Source organism: Erwinia sp. 198 (assembly GCF_003937915.1).
GTDB classification, from domain to species: Bacteria; Pseudomonadota; Gammaproteobacteria; order Enterobacterales; family Enterobacteriaceae; genus Erwinia; species Erwinia aeris.
The window spans coordinates 354,051-375,345 of record NZ_RHUM01000001.1 but is presented as its reverse complement, the minus strand read 5'-3'; the positions used below and the strand labels follow the sequence as shown (position 1 = coordinate 375,345).

The following is a 21,295-nucleotide window of genomic DNA, read 5'->3' as shown; positions in this document are numbered from 1 at the left end:
GTTCAGGCTACAGCGGCCAGAGATGCTCGATAATCAGCTGTACGCTGCGGTTGCCGCGAAACTCGTTGATATCCAGCTTGTAGGCCAGCTCTACCTGCTTCACGCTCGCATCGGGCCAGAGCGCGGTATCAATATTAAAAGCGATACCGTCCAGCAGCGGCCCGCCGCCCAGCGGCTCCAGCATAACCTTCAGATGGCGCTCGCCCACCAGCCGCTGCTGGATCAGCTTAAATTTGCCGTCAAACTGCGGTTCGGGAAACGCCTGCCCCCACGGCCCGGCTTCACGCAGCAGCTCTGCGGTGGGCAGCGTCAGCTCCTGCGCCATCAGCTGGCCGTCTGACCAGACCACGCCCTGCAAAGACTCTTCGCTGAGCCATTCGCCGATCAGCTCGCCAAAGCGCTGGCGGAATTCGTCGAACTTCTCCGCCTCCAGCGACAGGCCCGCCGCCATCGCGTGGCCGCCAAACTTGATAATCAGGCCGGGATAGAGCGTATCCAGCCGCTCAAGCGCGTCGCGCATATGCAGCCCGCTGATGGATCGTCCCGACCCTTTCAGCGTGCCGTCACCGGCGGGCGCAAAAGCGATAACCGGACGGTGAAAGCGCTCTTTCAGCCGCGAAGCCAGGATGCCGACCACGCCCTGGTGCCATTCCGGATGATACATAGCGATGCCAAGCGGCAGCGCTTCGCTGCTGCGCTCCAGCGCATCGCACAGCGCCAGCGCCTCCGTCTGCATCCCCTGCTCTATCTCTTTGCGCGTCTGGTTCAGCGCATCCAGCTCGCTGGCCAGCATGCGCGCCTGGGCGAGGTCTTCGCTAAGCAACAGCGCGACGCCGACCGACATATCGTCCAGCCGTCCGGCTGCATTGAGACGCGGCCCCAGCGCAAAACCCAGGTCGCTGGCGGCAAGCTGGCGCGCATCACGATTGGCGATTTCCAGCAGCGCCCGGATGCCGACGCGGCATTTACCGGCGCGAATACGGCTCAGCCCTTGCCAGACCAGGATGCGGTTATTGGCGTCCAGCGGCACCACGTCCGCCACCGTGCCCAGCGCCACCAGATCCAGCAGCTCGGCCAGGTTCGGCAGCGTGGCGACGCCGCTGTCGCGCAGCCGCGCGCGCAGCGCCAGCATAAGATAAAACGCGACGCCCACCCCCGCCAGCGAGCGTGAAGGGAACTCGCTGTCCGCCAGGTTAGGATTAACAATCGCTTCCGCATCCGGCAGCGTATCGCCAGGAAGATGGTGATCGGTGATCACTACGGCAATGCCTTTTTCGTGCGCCAGCGCGACGCCCGCATGGGAAGAGATGCCGTTATCTACGGTCATAATCAGCTGCGCGCCGCGCGCCGCCGCCTGCTCCACCACTTCCGGGCTCAGGCCGTAGCCATCGTCAAAGCGGTTTGGCACCAGATATTTGATATTGCGACCGCCCATGCTGCGTAAAGCCAATACGGTCAGCGCGGTGCTGGTGGCGCCGTCAGCATCGAAATCGCCGACGATCATAATGCACAGGTTATCGGCAATCGCCTTTTGCAGGATCTCTGCCGCCCGCTCAATGCCGCTGAGCGAGTGAAACGCGTGGAGATTTTTGGCACCGCGTTCCAGCTCGACGGCCTGCTTAACGCCGCGGTGCGCATAGAGGCGTCGCAGCAGAGGATGGAGATCCTCCGGCAGCTCGCACGCCTGCGCCGCCACGCGGCGGCGTAATTCGGTTTTTCCTTTCACTGGGCTTAGCCGCCTGTCTTCTGGCTATCCAGCAGCTTTTTCATCTCCTGCGGCCCCTGATAGCCAGGGATCATCATACTGTTTTGCAGCAGGATGGCTGGCGTGCCCTGAATACCGTAGAGAATGCCCAGCTGATAATGCCTGGCCAGGTCGATTTTGCAGTCGGCCGCCGCAGGGGTTTCGCCTTTCATCGCCGCGTCGAACGCTTTTTTGCGATCGGCCACGCACCAGATTGACTTCATCTCTTTGGCAACCTGTCCGTTCATGCCTTCACGTGGGAAGGCCAGATAGCGCACGGTGATCCCCAGCGCGTTGTAGTCCGCCATCTGCGAGTGCAGCTTGTGGCAGTAGCCGCAGGTGATGTCGGTAAAGACGGTAATGACATGCTGCTCTTTCGGCGCTTTATACACGATCATTTCGCTGCTCAGCGCGTCGACTTTTTTCTCCAACAGTTTGTTGGTGACGTTGATCGGCTGCGCGCCGCTGATATCGTACAGCGGCCCCTGGATAAACTGTTTGCCGTCTTCGCTGACGTAAAGCACGCCGCTTTCAGTCAGTACGGTTTTCATCCCTGGCAAAGGCGACGGCTGGATCTCCATCTGCTGTAGTCCCAGCTTCGCCAGAGATTGCTTAATGGCCGCATCATCGGCGTGCGCCAGGCCGGCTGCTACCAGCAGGGAAAGGAGAAAGTAACGCTTTTTCATTGATTATCCTCATGGCCTTATAGTTTGGCCGTTTGATCACCGCGTCAGGCGCGGGGATGATGCTGTTGATGTAACTGCCGTAGCCGCTCGGTGGCGACGTGGGTATAAATTTGCGTGGTGGACAGGTCGCTATGCCCTAACAGCATCTGTACGACCCGCAGATCGGCGCCGTGGTTCAACAAATGCGTGGCGAAAGCGTGTCGCAGCACGTGGGGGGAGAGCTTTTCACTGTCGATGCCCGCCAGCGTCGCATAATGCTTGATGCGGTGCCAGAACGTTTGTCGGGTCATTTGCTGTGCGCGGTTGCTGGGGAAAAGCACGTCCAGCGTCTGTCCATTCAGCAGCCACGGACGACCATATTCAATGTAATGCTCCAGCCAGTGCAGCGCCTCTTCGCCCAGCGGCACCAGCCGCTCTTTATCGCCTTTGCCCACCACGCGCACCACGCCCTGGCGCAGGCTGACGTTGTTCAGCGTCAGGCTGACCAGCTCCGTGACGCGCAGCCCGGTGGCATAGAGCAGCTCCAGCATGGCTTTGTCGCGCAGCTCTATCGGGATATCCGTAGAGGGCGCCTGCAGCAGCCGCTCTATCTGCGCTTCGCTAAGATCTTTCGGCAGCCGCTGCGGCAGTTTAGGCGAGGCCAGCAGCGCGCTGGGATCGTCTTCACGCAGCTTCTCCCGATAAAGATACTGGAACAGACGCCGCATGGCGCTGAGCAGGCGAGCAGAACTGCTGGCCTTATAGCCGCCTTCCACGCGCTCGGCCAGAAAGTTCTGTAGCCCGGCGCTGTCTACATGCAGCAGATCCAGCCGGTGATGCGCCAGCCAGTTCACCAGCGACATCAGATCGAGCCGATAGGAAGCTACGGTGTTTTGCGCAAGATTTCGCTCAATCCATAAGGCATCAAGAAACTGCTCTGTCAGATCGCTGTCCGGCACGTTGACTCCTTTTCCACTTACCCGACGGCACACCGTCAAAGCTCAATTCTGATATAATTCGCGCCATTGAACCAGGAGAATTGAGTAAACCGCGTATGAACATCGGGCTTTTTTACGGTTCCAGCACCTGTTATACCGAGATGGCGGCGGAGAAAATCCGCGATTTTATCGGCGAGGATCTTGTTACGCTGCACAATCTGAAAGAGGACTCGCCGCAGCTGATGGAGCAGTACGACATGCTGATCCTGGGCATTCCCACCTGGGACTTCGGCGAAATCCAGGAGGACTGGGAGGCGGTTTGGACCGACCTCGCTACGCTAAACCTGCGCGGCAAAACCGTGGCGCTGTACGGCATGGGCGATCAGGCCGAATACAGCGAATGGTTTCTGGACGCGCTTGGCATGCTGCATGAGGTGCTGCAACCGCTGGGCGTCGTTTTCGTTGGCTACTGGCCTACCAAAGGCTACGAGTTTATCAGCCGGAAGCCGCTAACCGCCGACGGCCAGCAGTTTGTCGGCCTGGCGCTGGACGACGTTAACCAGTTTGAGCTGACGGACGAGCGTATCGCGCAGTGGTGCGAACAAATCCTGACGGAAATGGCCGCCACGCTGTAAGCCTGGCGTTCAGTGAATAGCGAGCAGCTGTTGACGGAGCTGCCGCCACTCGCTTTCGTTCATGCTGTCGCGCAGCAGCCAGAGCTTCTCGCGCTCGCCTTTAGCGGAGCGCAGCGCCAGCAGGATCGCTCGCCGTGTCATCCACGGCCGACCGCAAATGCGCCAGTGCTTCTGCCGCCATTGCAGCTGACGGTCGGCCAGCAGCGCGATATCGCCTTCCCGGCTGCGAATGCGCCGCTGGCTACGCACGCACTCCAGCACCACCAGCGTCAGCAGCAGCATCCACACTACCGTTAGGCTGGCCGGCCACGGCGCCAGCAGCAGCGCTATCACCACCACGCCGTGCAGCGAAAGCGACATCCACTGCGCCTGCCAGGAGACCCGCAGATCAGAACGCCACAGGGCCACGCTGCTGGTTTCGCTGCTGGATCAGATGAACCATGCGTTTCAGTTCCGGATCGGCAGGTTCGCCATGATTCATCATCCAGTTGAACAGATCGGGATCGTCGCTTTCCAGCAGGCGAATAAAGATCTTTTTATCGCCATCGCTCAGCGTGTCATATTCATATTCAAAGAACGGCATGATGGAGATATCCAGTTCCCGCATACCGCGCCGGCAGGCCCACTGCACGCGCGCTCTATTTTCAATATCCATGCTTTCCATCGTCAGTCGGTGAAAGATGGCCGCTAGTGTAGCGCTTTTTTAAGCCAATGTTGATGGCGCAATTTGGCTTTGCGTAACGCGCCGCACGATAAAAGCATTTGTTGCCGCGCAAGCGCGCCTTTTGTGCGTCGCCTTCAGAAAACAGGTTGCAAAGCCGGGCGGCTCTTTTAACATGAATGCAGGCTTATTTGACTTCAGGAATCCGCTATGCCGACTTTATCTTTCCCGCCTCGTCAACCTGCGGCCTCTGCCCGTCTGCCGCTTACGCTGATCTCGCTGGAAGAGTGGGCGCTGGTCAACGTGACCGGCGCGGACCGCGTCAGCTATTTGCAGGGGCAGCTGACGCTGGACGTCGCCGCGCTGGGCGTCAATGCGCATCTCCCCGCAGCCCACTGCGATGCAAAAGGAAAAATGTGGAGCAATCTGCGTCTGTTTCACCGTGGCGAAGGCTTTGCCTATCTCGAACGCCGCAGCCTGCGCGATACGCAAATCAGCGAGCTGAAAAAGTATGCCGTTTTCGCCAAAGTCGCTATCGAAGCGGATGACGAAGCGGTGCTGCTGGGCGTAGCCGGTTTTCAGGCTCGCGCCGCGCTGGCCGGGCTGTTTGACGCGCTGCCGGACGCCGAAAACCCAGTGGTGCAGCAGGATGATGCGACGCTGCTGTGGTTTCCCGCGCCAGCGGAACGCTTTCTGCTGATCCTGAATCGCGACAGAGCACTGGCGCTGCGCGCAGCCCTGGACGGTCAGGCACAGCTAACCGACAGCTCGCAGTGGCTGGCGCTGAATATCGAAGCTGGCCTGCCCGTTATTGATGCGGCGAACAGCGCGCAGTTTATTCCTCAGGCGACAAACCTGCAGGCGCTGGACGCTATCAGCTTTAAGAAAGGCTGCTATACGGGCCAGGAAATGGTGGCGCGCGCTAAATTCCGCGGTGCCAACAAGCGTGCACTTTATTGGCTGGCCGGCAAGGCTGCCCGCGTTCCGGCCGCTGCGGATGCGCTGGAAATGAAGCTGGGCGACAACTGGCGCCGCACCGGCACCATACTGGCAGCCTGTCAGCTGGATAATGGCGATGTCTGGGTGCAGGCGGTGCTGAATAACGATCTGGAGCCGGAAACGGCGCTGCGGGTACAGGGCGACGAGGGCGGCAGCCTGGCTATTCAGCCGCTGCCCTACGAGATTTCTTAACCGTCAGGGGCCTGAGGGCCCCTTTTTTATGAAATATAAAAGTAAATCGCCAGAAAATGGCAGATGCTGCCGCCAAGCACAAAGCCGTGCCAGATAGCGTGGTTATAGGGGATGCGTTTTGAGACGTAAAAAATTACCCCCAGCGAATAGATGATGCCGCCCGCCGCCAGCAGCCAGACGCCGCCCGCCGACAGTTTCATCGCCAGCTGATAAATCACAACCAGTGACAGCCAGCCCATCAGCAGATAGGTGATGACCGATAAAGCCTCGAAGCGGTGCACAAAAAACAGTTTAAACAGCACGCCCACCAGCGCCAGGCTCCAGATCACCACCATCAGGCCGTGCGCCAGCGGCGACTTAAGCCCCACCAGCAGAAAAGGCGTATAGGTGCCGGCAATCAGCAGATAAATAGCGCAGTGATCCAGCTTTTTCAGCCAGCCTTTGGCGCGCGGATGAGGGATAGCGTGATAAAGCGTCGAAGCCAGAAACAGCAGGATCATGCTGCCGCCGTAGAGGCTGTAGCTGGTGATGGCGATGGCATTGGCCTGGCTGTCGATGGCCTGCGCCAGCAGCAGCACCAGCCCTACAATGCCAAAGATAAAGCCAATGCCGTGGCTGATGCTGTTGGCTACCTCTTCTGCTACAGAGTAGCCCTCCGTTAACATTTTTTTATTGGTCATGCGTTGTCCTCTTCCCAATCTGAAGCAAACGGGCGACCAAAGGGGATATACGTCCCGGCTGGTTTTCAGCCGCCTGTCCGAAAGTTGCGCACGTTCAGCTTAAACGAGAATGATTTCAGAGTACAACTGTACGCTTAAATAAACTATGAATGGCTGTAACAGCTGTTTAACCAAAAAAAACTGGCCGTTATTCGGCGACCTTCACCCTGTTAACGCCCGGTTGCGGCATTGATAAAAGTGCTGGGGATATAAGAAGCCGCTTCGCTAAGCAGCCAGAGAATGGCGCGGGCGCCGTTATCCGGCAGCCTTCATCCCGTCAGCGTCCGCCAGCGGCATCGATAAAGGTACCGGTGACATAAGAAGCCGCTTCGCTAAGCAGCCAGAGAATGGCGCGGGCAATCTCATCCGGCTCGCCGCCGCGCTGCATGGGAAGCGTCGGCGCAATACGATTGACCCGATCCGCCTCGCCGCCGTCGGCGTGCATATCGGTATAGATTAATCCCGGCCGTACCGCGTTAACCCGGATGCCCTGCGCCGCCACTTCCAGCGCCAGTCCTCTGGTTAGCGTATCTACGGCCCCTTTAGAGGCGGCATAATCGACATATTCGTGCGGTGCACCGCTACGGGCAGCGGCGGAAGAGACGTTTACGATTGCTCCCCCCTGCCCACCATACTGAAAACTCATGCGCTTTACCGCTTCGCGACAGCAGAGAAAGGTTCCGGTGACATTGGTAGCGAAAATGCGATTGATGCGTTCGGCGTTTAGCTGCGCCACGCTGGCCTGCTGAAACAGGATCCCGGCATTATTGACCAACGCACTCAGCACGGCGCCCTGTTGATCAAGGCTGCGAAACATCGCTACTACCTGTTGTTCATCAGCAATATCGGCCTGCACGCTGAACGCTTTTCCGCCTTGTTGCTGAATAAGCGACACCACTTCCGCCGCCGCCGCCTCACGCTGACGATAGTTAACCGCAACCTGATAGCCCTGCCGCGCCAGCAGCAGCGCGGTGGCTCGCCCAATTCCCCGGCTGCCGCCGGTTACCAAAGCCGTTTTCATTTTTGCCTCCCGATAAAAATAAAGGGCACCCGGGTGCCCTTCAGTCTGTATCGCTATGCTGCTTTATTCATATTCGCTCATCGGCAAACAGGAACAGAACAGATTTCGATCGCCATAAACATCGTCAAGCCGCTTGACGGTCGGCCAGTATTTATTCGCACTGCCTGCCGGGAAGACCGCCAGCTCGCGCGTGTAGGGATGCGACCACTCGCCGACCAGCTCCATTTGCGTATGCGGCGCATTAACTAACGGGTTATCTTCCGCTGGCCACTCACCTTCCGCCACGCGGTCGATCTCCATGCGGATAGCCAGCATGGCATCGATAAAGCGGTCCAGCTCCCCTTTGCTTTCCGATTCCGTCGGCTCCACCATCAGCGTTCCCGCCACCGGAAAGGACATGGTCGGCGCATGGAAGCCATAGTCAATCAGTCGCTTGGCGATATCCAGCTCGCTGATGCCGGTTTGCTCTTTCAGCGGACGAATATCCAGGATGCACTCATGCGCTACCCGACCGTCCCGTCCGGCATACAGGATCGGATAGGCCGATTTCAGGCGCGCGGCGATGTAGTTGGCGTTGAGGATGGCTACCGAACTGGCCTGCTTCAGCCCTTCTGCGCCCATCATGCGGATATACATCCAGCTGATTGGCAGAATAGAAGCGCTGCCGAACGGCGCGGCGGACACCGCGCCCTGCCGCGTCAGCATGTCGTCAATCTGCACCACGCTGTGACCCGGCACAAAAGGCGCCAGATGGGCTTTTACGCCAATTGGTCCCATACCTGGCCCACCGCCGCCGTGCGGAATACAGAAGGTTTTATGCAGGTTAAGGTGCGAGACGTCCGCGCCGATATAGCCAGGCGTGGTGATACCGACCTGGGCATTCATGTTGGCGCCGTCCAGGTAAACCTGGCCGCCATACTGATGAACGATCTGGCAAACCTCGCGGATGGTTTCTTCATAGACGCCGTGGGTGGATGGATAGGTCACCATAATGCAGGAGAGCGCTTCGCCCGCCTGTTCGGCTTTCTGCCGCAGGTCGTGCAGATCGATATTGCCCTGCTTGTCGCAGGCAACCACGACTACCGCCATGCCCGCCATCTGTGCCGAGGCCGGATTGGTGCCGTGCGCCGAGCCGGGGATCAGACAGATATTACGTCCGGCTTCGCCACGGCTTTCGTGATAGCGGCGGATCGCCAGCAGGCCTGCATACTCGCCCTGCGCGCCGGAGTTAGGCTGCATACAGAGCGCGTCATAGCCGGTCAGCTGCACCAGCCACTGCGACAGCTGGCCTATCATCTGCAGATAGCCGGCGGCCTGATCGGCAGGACAGAACGGGTGCAGCTCCGCGAATTCCGGCCAGGTAATCGGGATCATCTCAGCGGCGGCGTTCAGCTTCATGGTGCAGGAGCCAAGCGGGATCATCGCCTGATTCAGCGCCAGATCCTTGCGTTCCAGACTGTGCATATAGCGCATCATCTCGGTTTCGCTGTGGTAGCGGTTAAAGACCGGATGCGTCAGGATGGCCTCTTTGCGCAACATCGCTGGGGGAACGGACGCGCTGTCGACCACGGCGCTGTCCAGCGCGTCGATATCCAGACCGTGATTTTCGCCCAGCAGCACGGAGAACAGCGCCGCCACGTCTTCCCGCTGCGTGGTTTCATCCTGGGTGATGCCAACCGCATTGTGGATATCGGTGCGCAGATTGATGCCAAAACTCAGCGCGCGATCCAGCACCGCGGCTTTATCCGTGACTTCAACGGTCAGCGTATCGAACCAGCTCTGATGGCGCAGCGTCATACCGCCCTTTTGCAGCCCGGCAGCCAGAATATCCGTCAGGCGATGAATGCGCGAGGCGATGCGTTTCAGGCCGTGCGGGCCGTGGAATACCGCGTACAGGCTGGCGATATTGGCCAACAGCACCTGTGACGTACAGATATTGGAGTTGGCCTTTTCACGACGAATATGCTGCTCGCGAGTCTGCATCGCCATCCTAAGCGCCGTGTTGCCCGCCGCATCGCGCGAGACGCCGATAATGCGCCCTGGCATTGAGCGCTTGTACTCGTCGCGGGCGGCAAAGAAGGCTGCGTGAGGGCCGCCGTAGCCCATCGGAACGCCAAAACGCTGCGCAGAGCCAAACACGATATCCGCGCCCTGTTTTCCCGGTGCGGTCAGCAGCACCAGCGACATAAAATCCGCAGCGACGCTAACTATCACTTTCCGCGCCTTCAGCTCATGGATCAGCGAGGTGTAGTCATGTACCTCGCCAGTGGTGCCGACCTGCTGGAGCAGCACGCCGAACACGTCCTGATGATCCAGCACGCGCGCCGCCTTATCGACCACCACCTCAAAGCCAAAGGTTTCCGCCCGCGTCCGCACCACGTCCAGCGTTTGCGGATGAATATCTTCGGCCACAAAGAAGCGGTTGGCGTTTTTTAGCTTGCTGACGCGCTTCGCCATCGCCATCGCCTCGGCGGCGGCGGTCGCTTCATCCAGCAGCGAAGCGGAGGCGATATCCAGGCCGGTCAAATCCAGCGTGACCTGCTGGAAGTTCAGCAGCGCTTCCAGTCGGCCCTGAGAAACTTCAGGCTGATAAGGCGTGTAGGCAGTGTACCAGCCGGGATTTTCCAGCATATTGCGCAGAATAACCGGCGGCGTCAGCACCGGCGTGTAGCCCATCCCGATACAGGATTTATAACGCAGGTTGCGGCTGGCGATTGCTTTCAGCTCGGCCAGCGCCTGATGCTCGGTCAGGGGATCGCCGACGGCAGGCGCGCCGGGCAGCTGAATATCAGCCGGGACGATAGCGGTAATCAACTCGCTGAGGGAAGCGGCGCCTGTCGCGTTCAGCATCGCTTCCTGCTGCGCTGGCGAAGGGCCGATATGGCGTTCGATAAAAGCGCCGGTATGTTCAAGCTGGCTGAGAGTAGTCATTAGCGGTAAATCCTGCATCGGGCAAAGGCATTAAGGAGACGGAGCTCCGGAGAGGGCTAATAAATCGCTGACGAAACGACGGGCCGTAAAAGTACGGCCCGCGCTGCCGCCGTCTATTCGTCAATGCTGGTTTTGTACGCGTCCGCGTCCATCAGCGATTCCAGTTCGGACTCGTCGCTGGCCTTAATGCGGAACAGCCAGCCATCGCTGTAGGGATCGCTGTTGACCAGTTCCGGTTCGCTTTCCAGCGCGCCGTTAACCTCGACAATTTCCCCGCTGACCGGCGCATAAATATCGGATGCGGCCTTTACCGACTCGGCTACGGCGCAGTCTTCGCCCTGGCTGTAGGTGTTGCCCACTTCGGGCAGATCGACAAACACCATATCGCCCAGCAGCTCCTGCGCGTGGGCGGTGATGCCTACGGTATAGGTGCCGTCTTCTTCTTTACGCACCCACTCATGGCTTTCACGGTATTTCAGTTCGTTTGGAACATTGCTCATCGCCTGATCTCCTTAAAATAATTCCGGGTCGTTTTCCGCAGCTGAAGCGCGGAAAGCGCCTTTCACGCCACCGCTTTACCGGCACGTACAAAAACGGGTTTGGTCACGCGAACCGGCATTTCACGGTTGCGGATTTGCACAATCGCCTGCTCGCCAATGCCTGCGGGAACGCGAGCCAGCGCAATGCTGTAGCCTAAAGTTGGCGAGAAAGAGCCGCTGGTGATAACGCCTTCCTGCAGGTTGCCGGTCGCGTCGGTAAAGCGCACCGGTAAGCCGTTGCGCAGTACGCCTTTCTCGGTCATCACCAGGCCGACCAGCTGCCCGGTGCCTTTTTCACGCTGCGACGCCAGCGCCTCGCGGCCGATAAAATCGCGCTCTTGAGGCTGCCAGCCGATCGTCCAGCCCATATTGGCCGCCAGCGGCGAAACGCCCTCGTCCATTTCCTGTCCGTATAAATTCATGCCGGCTTCCAGGCGCAGGGTATCGCGCGCGCCCAGACCGGCAGGCTTCACGCCCGCTGCCAGCAGCTTTTGCCAGAAATCCGCCGCCTGCTCGTTGGGCAAGGCGATTTCATACCCGGCTTCGCCGGTGTAGCCTGTGGTAGCGATAAACAACTCGCCAGCCTGCACGCCAAAGAAGGGCTTCATGTCCGCTACAGCCTCCCGCTGCGCCTCATCGAACAGCGAACGGGCTTTTGCCTGCGCCTGCGGCCCCTGCACCGCGATCAGCGCCAGGTCGTCGCGCTCGGTCAGCGTCACGCCATAGCCTTCCGCATGTTGGGCAATCCAGGCGAGATCTTTTTCCCGCGTGGCTGAGTTCACCACCAGCCGGAAAAACTCTTCGGTCATAAAGTAAACAATCAGATCGTCAATTACGCCAGCGGAGGCGTTGAGCATAGCGGTATAAAGCGCTTTGCCGGTCTGGGTCAGTTTGGCGACGTCATTGGCCAGCAGGTAGCGTAAAAATTCCCGGGTGCGGACGCCGTGCAGATCGACAATGGTCATATGCGACACGTCGAACATGCCGGCATCGCTACGAACCGTATGATGCTCATCCAGCTGCGAACCGTAGTGCAGCGGCATCATCCAGCCATGAAAATCCACCATGCGCGCGCCGCAGGCCTGATGCTGTTCGAACAAAGGGGTCTGTTTCATCTTCTTCCTCAGGCAAAGTGTTCGGCGTCGGCAGGCAGCCCGGCGCAAACGATATCCTTGCTCCGAACTTACCACCGAAATCCAGCGTTAACCATAAGTTAAAACGGGTATGATTTTTTTGACGGCGTTCTCAGGCAGCGAAATCAGACAGATAAAATCACCACTTTTTGCGCAGTTAATACGCAAATATGTTATTAAGCAGCCAAAATCTCAGGATAAAAGTAAGGTATCAGCCCGTTGAAGATAAAAACCTGCTTTATGGCTTAAACCTGATGATTAGTAAAAGTAATGCGAAGAAGCACACTAAATTAGAATTTCTCAAACGACGCGCCCGTTTGGGGCAGGCTGCACAATCAAGATGCACCAGATGAAATTTCCTTGTTTACATCTTAAGAATGGCGCGCTCAGGATGTACTTCACCTGTGATTTAAAAACATAAAGACTCAGTATCAGGCATGAAAGGTGTGCTGGTGCATAAAGTTACTGTATTACTTACAACCTGGCGTTTTTTGCATGTGCTATCTACAAAGTATGAATGTCGCTCTGGCCTTTTTGCTTCCAACTCTACGGTAGACAGGGAAGCGTTAATAGCGGAGACGCGCTGCGCTGGCCTCGGATTTAAGCCTATGCCAGCCAGGCTTACCGTGCCTTTTTTGATACTGGTGACGAATGCGAGGGTCGAAAAAAATCATGCTGGTGCGCAGTCCGGAAAGTAACGCGCGGAAATTAACAAGCCCCTACACCGGGGCAAAGAGGCAAAGGAGCAAAAATCAAAATTCACGCTTAACAGTAATAAAACCATTAAAATTCACGTCGCATTCGTAATCATTAGCGATAGCCGAAACCAGAAAGATATCTTCTTTATTGTTGATATCTTTGAATGTGAACTTAATTATCAGGTTCCTGGCATTGTATTGGGAAAAGATCTCCTTTACTTTGGGTATTTTTTCACTCTGGGCGTTCTTTAAAACTTCAAGAGCATATTGTTCTGAAAGAATGTCACTTACAGGCTCGTTAAAAATAAGCTCTGTTTTAGTTTCCTCCTTTGCTATCGTATTTTTATCTATATTCAAAGTAGCAGACATTGTATCTGTCATGGCTATTGCAGTTCCGGAGTGCAGGTCTTTGCAATTATTATCAATAACAGCTACAGAGCTGAATGCGGTCAGGCACAGAAATAACAGTAGATACTTCATTCAACAATCAGCTCCTTGTCCATGCTGTCCCATATTTGTTGACGATACCAGGGAGCCAGTATAATGCAGCCATTTGATGCCGTACCGGGCGCCTTTTTGCTGTCACCATGAATTAAAAAACCCTCGCGATTGCACATGCTGTTGCCCCTGTCTGGTTCCAGCCTTAGCGTAAACACACCTGCTTTTTTATGCGTGAACGGTATGCCCACAATCCTGTACTTCCCTCTCGGTAATGGACCTTTATCACGCAGACATTCATACTCAGGATTATCCTTATAGCCCGGCGCGCCAGCGTAACGCGCACTGAACTTATATATACCGTTATGTTTGAAGGTACTGAGTATTACATTGTAATTCCATGCCATGAGTTACTCTCCTTGTTTACATCGACTATCGTTTTACTCCTGTTGCGTAGTGACTTAACACAATTCCTTTAAACACTTCCAGAGCGGCAAAGCAAAATCAGGCAGTCTTATGACCATCATCAAAAAAGGGATTGATTTTGTCCGGGCCGGTCGTATTATCTGCGCAAACCAGGAATTCTCTGCGTATGACATTTACGGGTCATGCACCGCTCCCCGATGTGTTTTCTTTTCGTATTGTGGCAGAAGCACCAGGTTGCAGACGGGTAAGTGCCTGCCGCATTATTTCTCAGACTGAAGCAAGGAAGATAAGGAAATATGAGGTAAACAATGACAGATGTGGGATAAAATAACCAGCGTTCAGGTCGGGCCTGAACGCTGCAATTTATTACCGCAGCCACTCCGGCAGATCGTGCAGGCCCATCGCCTGCTTTAACAGACGCGGCTTCACGCAAGGCAAATTATCTGCCAGGCTCAGGCCGATATCACGCAGCAGCTTCTTCGCGGGATTATTGCCTTTAAACAGCTCGCGAAAGCCCTGCATACTTGCCAGCATCACGGCCGCGCTGTGCTTGCGGCTGCGCTCGTAGCGTCGCAGGTAAAGGTGCTGGCCAATATCTTTGCCCTGCTGATGCAGACGTTTGATCTCGCCGATCAGCTCGGCGGCATCCATAAAGCCCAGGTTAACGCCCTGCCCCGCCAGGGGATGAATGGTATGCGCCGCGTCGCCAACCAGTGCCAGACGATGCGCCGCGAAATTGCGCGCATAGCGGCCCATCAGCGGGAAAGCCTTGCGCTCGCTTTCCAGCCTGCAAAGCCCCAGACGCATATCGAAGGCGACCGACAGCTGCTGGTTAAAGACTTCTTCCGGCATTGACTGTAAACGCGTGGCTTCCTGCGGCGGCAGCGACCAGACAATTGAGCTGAGGTGCGGATCGCTGAGCGGCAGAAATGCCAGAATGCCTTCGCCGTGAAACACCTGGCGCGCAACGGCGTCGTGCGGCTGTTCGGTACGAATATTGGCCACCAGCGCATGGTGATCGTAATCCCAGAACGCCAGCGGAATATCCGCCTTGTTACGTAACCAGGAGTTGGCGCCGTCGGCGGCCACCAGCAGGCGCGCCGTCATCATGGTGCCGTCGCTGAGCGTGACGAAAGCCTCGTTATCGCCAAACGCCACCTGCTGCAGCTCCGCTGGCGAAATCAGCGTGATATCCCGTGATCCGCTGGCTTTTTGCCACAGCGCCTGGTGAATAACCGGATTTTCAATAATGTGGCCCAGATGCGCCAGGCCCTGCTGAGCGTCATCGAATTCAATGCGGCCGAAGCTGTCGCGATCCCAGACTTCCATCCCGTGATAGGCGCTGGCGCGGTTGGCCTGAATGGCGCTCCAGACATCAAGGTGCTGCAGCAGGCGCTCGCTGGCGGCATTAATGGCGGAGACGCGCAGCGCCGGCGCGCTGTCGTTCGTCGCCTGCGGCGCTTCGCGTTCCAGCACGGCGATTTTCATGCCGCTGCCCTGTAAGCCACAGGCGACGGCCAGGCCGACCATTCCGCCACCGGCGACAATAACATCATAAGTTTGCATCACTGCTTTCTCCTTAACGCTCGACCCAGCCTAACGTGCGCTCGGCCAGCAAATTACGCGCCAGCGGCAGCGAATCCATCACCATCAGGCCCAGATTTCGCCCCAGCACCAGCGGCGTGTAGCGGTTAGCAAACAGCCTGACCAGACTGTCGGTTATCCCGATAGTAGCAACGGCATCCGGCTGGCGACGCTGCTGAAACTGTTGTAGCACGCCGTAGCTGCCGATATCCTGCTGCGCCCGCCAGGCGGCGGCCACGGATTCCGCCAGCGACATTACGTCCCGAATACCTAAATTAAACCCCTGGCCCGCAATCGGATGCAGCGTTTGCGCCGCGTTGCCAACCAGCGCCAGCCGATGGGAAACGTGCTGCGAAGCGGACAGCAGCGCCAGCGGATAGCTGTAGCGCTGCCCGACCTGGGTAAAGCGTCCCAGCCGCCAGCCAAAGGCTTTTTGCAGCTCGTCTAAAAATTGCCGATCGTCCCAGCTATCAACCTGCGCTTTTTGCGCCAGCGGGTGGCACCACACCAGCGAACTGCGACCAGAGGACATCGGCAGCAGCGCCAGCGGGCCATTTTCGGTAAAGCGTTCAAATGCCCTTCCCTGATGCGGCTGTGCGGTGGAAACGTTGGCAATAACAGCAACCTGCTGATAATCCTCAGAAGCCACCTGCACGCCGCAGGAGGCGGCCACCGCGGAGCGGGAACCGTCTGCGGCCACCAGCAGCTGCGCCGTCAGCGTTTCGTCATTATCCAGCAGCACGCTGACCTGCTGCGGCGTCCGCTCCACCTTCGCCACCTTCGCCGGACAGACCACGCGTACGCCCGGCGCTTTTTGCAGCAGCTTAAACAGCCGCTGGCCGATATCGTGCAGCTCAACCACCTGCCCCAGCGCGGGAATGTCATAATCTTCCGCAGCCAGCGACACAAAGCTGGCGTGCCCGCGATCGCTGACGTGAACGTGGGTGATCGGCGTGGCGCACGCTTTCAGCGCGGGCCAAAGGTTGATCGCCGCCAGCTGCTGGCAGGTGCCTTCCGCCAGCGCTATCGCCCGCCCGTCATAGCCGGGGTGCGTTCTTGAAGCCGGATCCTGCGCTTCGACCAGCGTCACCGGCAGCCTGCCCTGGGTCAGCCAGGAAACAGCCAGCGCCAGCGTCGCGCCCGTCATCCCGCCGCCTGCGATGATCATGCTCATAATGTTTTAGCCGCCGCCATTAATGCTTCAATCTCATCCGGATCTTTCACCACGCTGTCGGTCAGGTTTTCGTTGCCATCCTCGGTGATCACAATGTCATCCTCTACGCGGATGCCGATGCCGCGATATTCCACAGGCACATCCGCATCCGGTGCGATATACAGACCGGGCTCGACCGTCAACACCATGCCCGGCTCCAGCAGCCGATCGCGCTCGTGACCGTAGCCGCCAACATCGTGCACGTCCAGCCCCAGCCAGTGGCTCAGGCCGTGCATAAAGAACCGGCGATGCGCCTGTTCCGCAATCAGCGTCTCGACATCACCCTGCATCACGCCCAGCCCGACCAGCCCCGTCACCATCATGCGCACGACTTCCACATTGACTTCGCGGATGCTGGTGCCGGGGCGAAACAGTTCCAGCGCCCGATTGAGCGATGCCAGCACGATAGCGTAGACGGCACGCTGAGGCTCGCTGAATTTGCCGTTAACCGGGAAAGTGCGCGTAATGTCGCCCGCATAGCCTTTCAGCTCGCAGCCCGCATCGATCAGCACCAGATCGCCGTCGCGCATCCTGGACTCGTTTTCGGTGTAGTGCAGGATGCAGCCGTTTTCACCGGCGCCAACAATGGTGTTGTAAGAAGGAAAGCGCGCGCCGTGACGGATGAATTCGTGCTGGATTTCGCCTTCGAGCTGATACTCAAACATACCGGGCCGACACTGCCGCATCGCCCGCGTATGCGCCAGCGCGCTGATACGACCGGCTTCACGCAGCACGGCCAGCTCTTCCGACGATTTAAACAGGCGCATCTCGTGCACCCAGGGCCGCCAGTCGGTCAGCGTCGAGGGCGCGGCCAGGTTCTGACGAACGCCGCGCCGCAGCTTCTCCAACGCGCCAAACAGCAGCGTATCGGCCTGCTCGTAAAGCCCCTGCGCGTGATAAACCACGTCCAGGCCGTTCAGCAGCTGCGGCAGCTGGTCGCTGATGGCATCCCAGGGCAGCGCACGATCGACAGCGAGTTTTTCCGGGGCGGCATCCTGACCCAGACGACGGCCAAACCAGATTTCAGCGGTCAGATCGCGAACGCGATTAAACAGTACGCTGTGGTTATGGTTTTCCGCGCTTTTGATCAGCACCAGCGCCGCTTCCGGCTCGTTAAAGCCGGTAAAATACCAGAAATCGCTGTTCTGCCGATAAGGGTACTCGCTGTCATTGCTGCGCGTCGCCTCCGGCGCGGCAAAGATCACCGCCGCGCTGGCCGGTGCCATTTTTGCCAGCAGCGCCTGGCGACGGCGCACGAACTCTTGCTGTGTCATCCGCTTCTCCTGAATGCAATCCATCTTAGCGCCCGCATACAGCGCGCTTTTTTTCTGTCGCCGCCCTGGCGCGGCAGAAATTAGTGCAGCGTGGGTTTTTTCACTTCCACCGCCGTTGGCGCGATATGGGTAAAGGTGTCGTGGCAAAGCAGCGCCGCCACGCGCACATACTCAATTACCTCTTCCAGCGACTGTTCCAGCTCTTCCTGGTCTTCATCTTCATCATAGCCGAGCTGGGCGATAGTACGCAGATCGTCAATCGCCTCACCCGTTTCGCCCTTGACCTTATCGAGCTTCGGCTGCGACACGCCCAGGCCCAGCAGGAAGTGGTTGACCCAGCCCGCCAGCGCATCCGCCCGATCGAAGACGGTGATGTCGTCATCTTCCGGCAAGTAGAGCTGAAACAGAAAACCTTCGTCTTCCAGCGTATCGCCGATGCCCTGGTGCAGCTGCTGTAAAGGCTGAGCCAGCGTCTGCGAGAAGGCCATGCCCTCGTTCGTTAAATCGTGTACCAGCGTCTGCCAGCTGCTGTCCTTGTTGCCGCCGCAGAGGATCCCGCTGATCAGGCCGTGCATTTCAGCCGGGGTCATTCCCACGCCCTGCTGCGTCAGTGCTGAAGCCAGCGCGTCGTAGCCCGGCATTGTGTTTGTTAGTGACATAGGTTTTGGTCATCGTTGGCTGGATAAGTTCGTGTTATGCTACCACCAGGTGCCTCTTTGATTCCAGAAAGGGGTTGTTTCTTCTGCCAGGGGTAGATATAGTTGCGCCCCTCCCAAGCCATTGAGCGGCAAGGGAGATTACCGGCGAAGTAATCAGTCAGGATGGTTTTATGTCTGCACAGCCCGTAGATATTCAAATTTTTGGCCGTTCCTTAAGAGTGAATTGTCCGCCTGAACAGCAAGATGCGCTGAATCTGGCCGCCGAAGACCTTAATCAACGGTTGCAAGATCTTAAAGTTCGCACTAGAGTCACCAATACTGAACAATTGGTTTTTATCGCCGCGTTGAACATCTGCCACGAGTTAGCGCAGGAAAAGATGAAAACCCGCGATTATGCCAGTAATATGGAACAGCGTATCCGAATGTTACAGCAGACTATCGAGCAGGCCTTGCTTGAACAAGGCCGCATTACGGAAAGAACCGGAACGCAATTCGAATAACACGTTAACGTTATCTGTGGTACAGTAACGGTGATGTAAAAAATTCTCTGAGGTGTTTGCAAGCGGGCCAGTCCCCTGAGCCGATATTTCATACCAAACAGAGTGTGGCGCTCTGTAACCTGTGTGCATGCTCGGTCCGTCCGAGAAGCCTGATGGTTATGACGGTACACTCACCTTGAACCAAGGGTTCAAGGGTTACAGCCTGCGGCGGCATCTCGGAGATTCCCTTCTTTACCACCTGCAAAGCCATGTTCTTCCCGGCGCTTTCGGGTTTCCTGCTTTATCCCGCTTCCGACACGGTGAAACTGATGAACCTCAGCCTTCTCGATCGTCAGGATATTCGTACTCACATTCGCCATCTGCGTCGTGACCTGACACCAGAACAGCAGCGCCTGGCCGCCGTAACGGTCGCCGAACATGCGCTAAGCTTTAAACCCGTTCAGCAGGCTCGCAAAATCGCGCTGTTCCTGTCGTTCGACGGTGAACTGGATACCCGCCCGCTGATTGCCAAACTTTGGCAGCGTCATCAGGAAGTTTATCTGCCCGTGCTGCACCCTTTTTCCCCCGGCCAGCTGCTTTTTCTGCGCTATGACACGGAAACGCTGTTGCAGCCTAACCGTCTGCGTATTCCGGAACCGCCGCTGGATATCCGCAATCTGGCTACGCTGGACGAGCTGGATGTGATAATGGTGCCGCTGGTGGCGTTCGATCGGGCCGGGCAGCGTCTGGGTATGGGCGGCGGCTTTTATGATCGCACCCTGCAAAATTGGCCGCAGCACGGCCTGTTGCCGATTGGCCTGGCGCATGACTGCCAGCAGGTAGAAACATTGCCCGTGGCGGAATGGGATGTGCCTTTGCCGGCGATAATTACGCCTTCGCGGCTCTGGCAATGGCAGGAAAAGCGTCCCACGAGCGGGGACGCTTTGCGTCATCAGTAAAGCAGACGAGCGCGAATGGTGCCCGGAATCGCTTTCATTTGCTGCAGCGCGTTGTCGGCCACTTCCTTCGTCGCATCAATATCGATCACCACATAGCCCATTTGCGGCGTGGTTTGCAGATACTGCGCGGCAATGTTGATGCCCTGACCGGCAAAGATATTGTTGATGGCGGTCAGCACGCCGGGACGGTTCTCGTGAATATGCAGCAGACGGCTCTGCTGGCCATGCATCGGCAGCGACACTTCCGGGAAGTTAACCGCTGACAGCGTCGAGCCGTTATCTGAGTATTTCGCCAGTTTACCCGCGACTTCAATCCCGATATTTTCCTGCGCTTCCTGCGTTGAACCGCCGATATGCGGCGTCAGGATCACGTTGTCGAACTCGCACAGCGGCGAATTAAACGGATCGGCGTTGGTTGCCGGCTCTTCCGGGAAGACGTCGATGGCCGCGCCGGCCAGATGTTTGTCCGCCAGCACTTTGCACAGGGCCGGAATATCGACCACGGTGCCACGTGAAGCGTTGATCAGCAGCGAGCCGGGTTTCATCATCGCCAGCTCTTCCGCACCCATCATATTCTGAGTAGAGGCCGTTTCCGGCACGTGCAGGCTGACCACATCGCTCATATTCAGCAGTTCAGAGAGGTAGCGAACCTGCGTGGCGTTGCCGAGCGGCAGCTTGCTTTCGATATCGTAAAAGTAGACGTGCATCCCTAAGCTTTCGGCCAGCACGCCCAGCTGCATACCGATGTGGCCGTAGCCGATAATACCCAGTTTTTTGCCGCGCGCTTCATAGGAGCCGACCGCCAGCTTGTTCCAGATGCCGCGGTGCGCTTTAGCATTGGCGGCCGGTACGCCGCGCAGCATCAGCAGCAGCTCGCCGATTACCAGTTCTGCTACGGATCGGGTATTGGAGAAAGGCGCATTGAACACCGGAATCCCGCGCTTTTCTGCGGCCTGCAAATCGACCTGGTTGGTGCCGATACAGAAGCAGCCTACCGCGACGAGTTTTTCTGCCGCGGCGAAAATCTCTTCGGTCAGGTTGGTACGCGAGCGGATACCGATAAAGTGCGCATCGCGGATCGCTTCTTTCAGCGATTCGCTGTCCAGCGCGCCCTTGTGAAATTCGATGTTGGTGTAGCCTGACGCCCGAAGATTCTCAATCGCGCTCTGGTGCACGCCTTCGACCAGCAGGAACTTAATCTTGTCTTTCTCCAGTGATACTTTTGCCATTTCCCGACCCTATTCAGCAGACTTCAGAAGTGGCTGACCCCATGAGGAATAAGTCAGCCTTCTGTCAAAATATCAAAATTTACGCGCGCGGCAATACAAACGATTGCCTTACCGCCAGCACCGCAGCCGAAAGCATCAGCATAAATCGGCAGATAATCA

21 protein-coding genes and 1 other RNA gene are annotated in these 21,295 nt (G+C 57.6%); 5 read left to right on the top strand and 17 right to left on the bottom strand.

Features of this window, described 5'->3' with window-relative positions; genetic code table 11:
* Window positions 1-7: 7 nt before the first annotated feature.
* Genes recJ through xerD form a run of 3 tightly spaced genes read right to left on the bottom strand, consistent with a single transcriptional unit; the run spans window position 8 to window position 3,368 of the window.
* Window positions 8-1,726, bottom strand: coding sequence for a single-stranded-DNA-specific exonuclease RecJ (gene recJ / locus EGK14_RS01790; RefSeq protein WP_125287356.1), 1,719 nt, complete (start codon window positions 1,724-1,726; stop codon window positions 8-10).
* A gap of 5 nt (window positions 1,727-1,731) precedes the next feature.
* Window positions 1,732-2,430, bottom strand: coding sequence for a bifunctional protein-disulfide isomerase/oxidoreductase DsbC (dsbC, locus tag EGK14_RS01785; RefSeq protein WP_125287355.1), 699 nt, complete (start codon window positions 2,428-2,430; stop codon window positions 1,732-1,734).
* A 44-nt stretch (window positions 2,431-2,474) separates the two neighbouring features.
* Entirely contained in the window at window positions 2,475-3,368 is an 894-nt protein-coding gene (xerD, locus tag EGK14_RS01780; protein WP_125287354.1) for a site-specific tyrosine recombinase XerD, read from the bottom strand.
* Between the two features lie 95 nt (window positions 3,369-3,463).
* Here xerD and fldB point away from each other — a divergent pair, with 95 nt between their 5' ends.
* Entirely contained in the window at window positions 3,464-3,982 is a 519-nt protein-coding gene (gene fldB, locus EGK14_RS01775) for a flavodoxin FldB (RefSeq protein WP_125287497.1), read from the top strand.
* A 9-nt stretch (window positions 3,983-3,991) separates the two neighbouring features.
* Here fldB and EGK14_RS01770 read toward each other — a convergent pair whose 3' ends face one another.
* Window positions 3,992-4,390 carry a protein YgfX gene (locus EGK14_RS01770; RefSeq protein WP_125287353.1) on the bottom strand — a complete coding sequence of 133 codons (399 nt, stop codon included), beginning with the start codon at window positions 4,388-4,390 and terminating at the stop codon, window positions 3,992-3,994.
* Window positions 4,371-4,637 (bottom strand): FAD assembly factor SdhE, encoded by a 267-nt coding sequence (gene sdhE, locus EGK14_RS01765; protein ID WP_125287352.1) that lies wholly within the window; start codon window positions 4,635-4,637, stop codon window positions 4,371-4,373. The genes EGK14_RS01770 and sdhE overlap by 20 nt, the downstream gene beginning before the upstream one ends.
* Before the next feature lie 216 nt (window positions 4,638-4,853).
* Here sdhE and ygfZ point away from each other — a divergent pair, with 216 nt between their 5' ends.
* Complete coding sequence (gene ygfZ, locus EGK14_RS01760) at window positions 4,854-5,834, top strand: tRNA-modifying protein YgfZ (RefSeq protein ID WP_125287351.1); 981 nt, start codon at window positions 4,854-4,856, stop codon at window positions 5,832-5,834.
* A 26-nt stretch (window positions 5,835-5,860) separates the two neighbouring features.
* Here ygfZ and EGK14_RS01755 read toward each other — a convergent pair whose 3' ends face one another.
* From EGK14_RS01755 to EGK14_RS01705, 11 genes are all read right to left on the bottom strand, one after another.
* Window positions 5,861-6,514 carry a hemolysin III family protein gene (locus tag EGK14_RS01755; RefSeq protein ID WP_125287350.1) on the bottom strand — a complete coding sequence of 218 codons (654 nt, stop codon included), beginning with the start codon at window positions 6,512-6,514 and terminating at the stop codon, window positions 5,861-5,863.
* 316 nt (window positions 6,515-6,830) lie between these two features.
* Window positions 6,831-7,574, bottom strand: a complete 744-nt coding sequence (locus EGK14_RS01750) for an SDR family oxidoreductase (protein ID WP_125287349.1) — start codon at window positions 7,572-7,574, stop codon at window positions 6,831-6,833.
* A 63-nt stretch (window positions 7,575-7,637) separates the two neighbouring features.
* Window positions 7,638-10,505: an aminomethyl-transferring glycine dehydrogenase gene (gene gcvP, locus EGK14_RS01745; protein ID WP_370255915.1), complete on the bottom strand. Its 2,868-nt coding sequence runs from the start codon at window positions 10,503-10,505 to the stop codon at window positions 7,638-7,640.
* A 113-nt stretch (window positions 10,506-10,618) separates the two neighbouring features.
* The gene (gene gcvH / locus EGK14_RS01740) at window positions 10,619-11,005 is read right to left on the bottom strand and encodes a glycine cleavage system protein GcvH (protein ID WP_125287347.1); all 387 of its coding nucleotides are present in this window, start codon (window positions 11,003-11,005) and stop codon (window positions 10,619-10,621) included.
* A 62-nt stretch (window positions 11,006-11,067) separates the two neighbouring features.
* Entirely contained in the window at window positions 11,068-12,159 is a 1,092-nt protein-coding gene (gene gcvT, locus EGK14_RS01735; RefSeq protein WP_125287346.1) for a glycine cleavage system aminomethyltransferase GcvT, read from the bottom strand.
* A 770-nt stretch (window positions 12,160-12,929) separates the two neighbouring features.
* On the bottom strand, window positions 12,930-13,355 hold the full coding sequence (locus EGK14_RS01730; RefSeq protein ID WP_125287345.1) for a hypothetical protein: 426 nt from the start codon (window positions 13,353-13,355) through the stop codon (window positions 12,930-12,932).
* Window positions 13,352-13,720 carry a tlde1 domain-containing protein gene (locus EGK14_RS01725; RefSeq protein ID WP_125287344.1) on the bottom strand — a complete coding sequence of 123 codons (369 nt, stop codon included), beginning with the start codon at window positions 13,718-13,720 and terminating at the stop codon, window positions 13,352-13,354. Before EGK14_RS01725 ends, EGK14_RS01730 begins: the two co-directional genes overlap by 4 nt.
* Window positions 13,721-14,105: 385 nt before the next feature.
* Complete coding sequence (gene ubiI / locus EGK14_RS01720; RefSeq protein ID WP_125287496.1) at window positions 14,106-15,305, bottom strand: FAD-dependent 2-octaprenylphenol hydroxylase; 1,200 nt, start codon at window positions 15,303-15,305, stop codon at window positions 14,106-14,108.
* A gap of 13 nt (window positions 15,306-15,318) precedes the next feature.
* A complete protein-coding gene (ubiH, locus tag EGK14_RS01715; protein ID WP_125287343.1) occupies window positions 15,319-16,497 on the bottom strand; it encodes a 2-octaprenyl-6-methoxyphenyl hydroxylase in 1,179 nt (392 codons plus the stop codon).
* On the bottom strand, window positions 16,494-17,810 hold the full coding sequence (pepP, locus tag EGK14_RS01710) for a Xaa-Pro aminopeptidase (protein WP_125287342.1): 1,317 nt from the start codon (window positions 17,808-17,810) through the stop codon (window positions 16,494-16,496). Before pepP ends, ubiH begins: the two co-directional genes overlap by 4 nt.
* An 80-nt stretch (window positions 17,811-17,890) precedes the next feature.
* A complete protein-coding gene (locus tag EGK14_RS01705; RefSeq protein ID WP_125287341.1) occupies window positions 17,891-18,469 on the bottom strand; it encodes a YecA family protein in 579 nt (192 codons plus the stop codon).
* Between the two features lie 170 nt (window positions 18,470-18,639).
* On the opposite strand from EGK14_RS01705, the gene zapA reads away from it, so the two are divergent.
* From zapA to EGK14_RS01690, 3 genes are all read left to right on the top strand, one after another.
* Window positions 18,640-18,969 carry a cell division protein ZapA gene (zapA, locus tag EGK14_RS01700; protein ID WP_125287340.1) on the top strand — a complete coding sequence of 110 codons (330 nt, stop codon included), beginning with the start codon at window positions 18,640-18,642 and terminating at the stop codon, window positions 18,967-18,969.
* 41 nt (window positions 18,970-19,010) lie between these two features.
* Window positions 19,011-19,195: non-coding RNA, 6S RNA (gene ssrS / locus EGK14_RS01695), on the top strand.
* Window positions 19,196-19,277: 82 nt separating this feature from the next.
* The gene (locus EGK14_RS01690; protein WP_125287339.1) at window positions 19,278-19,907 is read left to right on the top strand and encodes a 5-formyltetrahydrofolate cyclo-ligase; all 630 of its coding nucleotides are present in this window, start codon (window positions 19,278-19,280) and stop codon (window positions 19,905-19,907) included.
* Here the strand turns inward: EGK14_RS01690 and serA are convergent.
* The gene (serA, locus tag EGK14_RS01685) at window positions 19,901-21,136 is read right to left on the bottom strand and encodes a phosphoglycerate dehydrogenase (protein ID WP_125287338.1); all 1,236 of its coding nucleotides are present in this window, start codon (window positions 21,134-21,136) and stop codon (window positions 19,901-19,903) included. The two genes, EGK14_RS01690 and serA, sit on opposite strands and share 7 nt — an antisense overlap.
* Window positions 21,137-21,295: the final 159 nt, after the last annotated feature.

Coding starts and splice junctions, on each gene's coding strand:
- dsbC (WP_125287355.1), bottom strand. CDS start 2,430: ATGAAAAAGCGTTACTTTCTCCTTTCCCTGCTGGTAGCAGCCGGCCTG.
- fldB (WP_125287497.1), top strand. CDS start 3,464: ATGAACATCGGGCTTTTTTACGGTTCCAGCACCTGTTATACCGAGATG.
- sdhE (WP_125287352.1), bottom strand. CDS start 4,637: ATGGATATTGAAAATAGAGCGCGCGTGCAGTGGGCCTGCCGGCGCGGT.
- ygfZ (WP_125287351.1), top strand. CDS start 4,854: ATGCCGACTTTATCTTTCCCGCCTCGTCAACCTGCGGCCTCTGCCCGT.
- EGK14_RS01755 (WP_125287350.1), bottom strand. CDS start 6,514: ATGACCAATAAAAAAATGTTAACGGAGGGCTACTCTGTAGCAGAAGAG.
- EGK14_RS01750 (WP_125287349.1), bottom strand. CDS start 7,574: ATGAAAACGGCTTTGGTAACCGGCGGCAGCCGGGGAATTGGGCGAGCC.
- gcvP (WP_370255915.1), bottom strand. CDS start 10,505: ATGACTACTCTCAGCCAGCTTGAACATACCGGCGCTTTTATCGAACGC.
- gcvH (WP_125287347.1), bottom strand. CDS start 11,005: ATGAGCAATGTTCCAAACGAACTGAAATACCGTGAAAGCCATGAGTGG.
- gcvT (WP_125287346.1), bottom strand. CDS start 12,159: ATGAAACAGACCCCTTTGTTCGAACAGCATCAGGCCTGCGGCGCGCGC.
- EGK14_RS01730 (WP_125287345.1), bottom strand. CDS start 13,355: ATGAAGTATCTACTGTTATTTCTGTGCCTGACCGCATTCAGCTCTGTA.
- EGK14_RS01725 (WP_125287344.1), bottom strand. CDS start 13,720: ATGGCATGGAATTACAATGTAATACTCAGTACCTTCAAACATAACGGT.
- ubiI (WP_125287496.1), bottom strand. CDS start 15,305: ATGCAAACTTATGATGTTATTGTCGCCGGTGGCGGAATGGTCGGCCTG.
- ubiH (WP_125287343.1), bottom strand. CDS start 16,497: ATGAGCATGATCATCGCAGGCGGCGGGATGACGGGCGCGACGCTGGCG.
- pepP (WP_125287342.1), bottom strand. CDS start 17,810: ATGACACAGCAAGAGTTCGTGCGCCGTCGCCAGGCGCTGCTGGCAAAA.
- EGK14_RS01705 (WP_125287341.1), bottom strand. CDS start 18,469: ATGTCACTAACAAACACAATGCCGGGCTACGACGCGCTGGCTTCAGCA.
- zapA (WP_125287340.1), top strand. CDS start 18,640: ATGTCTGCACAGCCCGTAGATATTCAAATTTTTGGCCGTTCCTTAAGA.
- EGK14_RS01690 (WP_125287339.1), top strand. CDS start 19,278: ATGAACCTCAGCCTTCTCGATCGTCAGGATATTCGTACTCACATTCGC.
- serA (WP_125287338.1), bottom strand. CDS start 21,136: ATGGCAAAAGTATCACTGGAGAAAGACAAGATTAAGTTCCTGCTGGTC.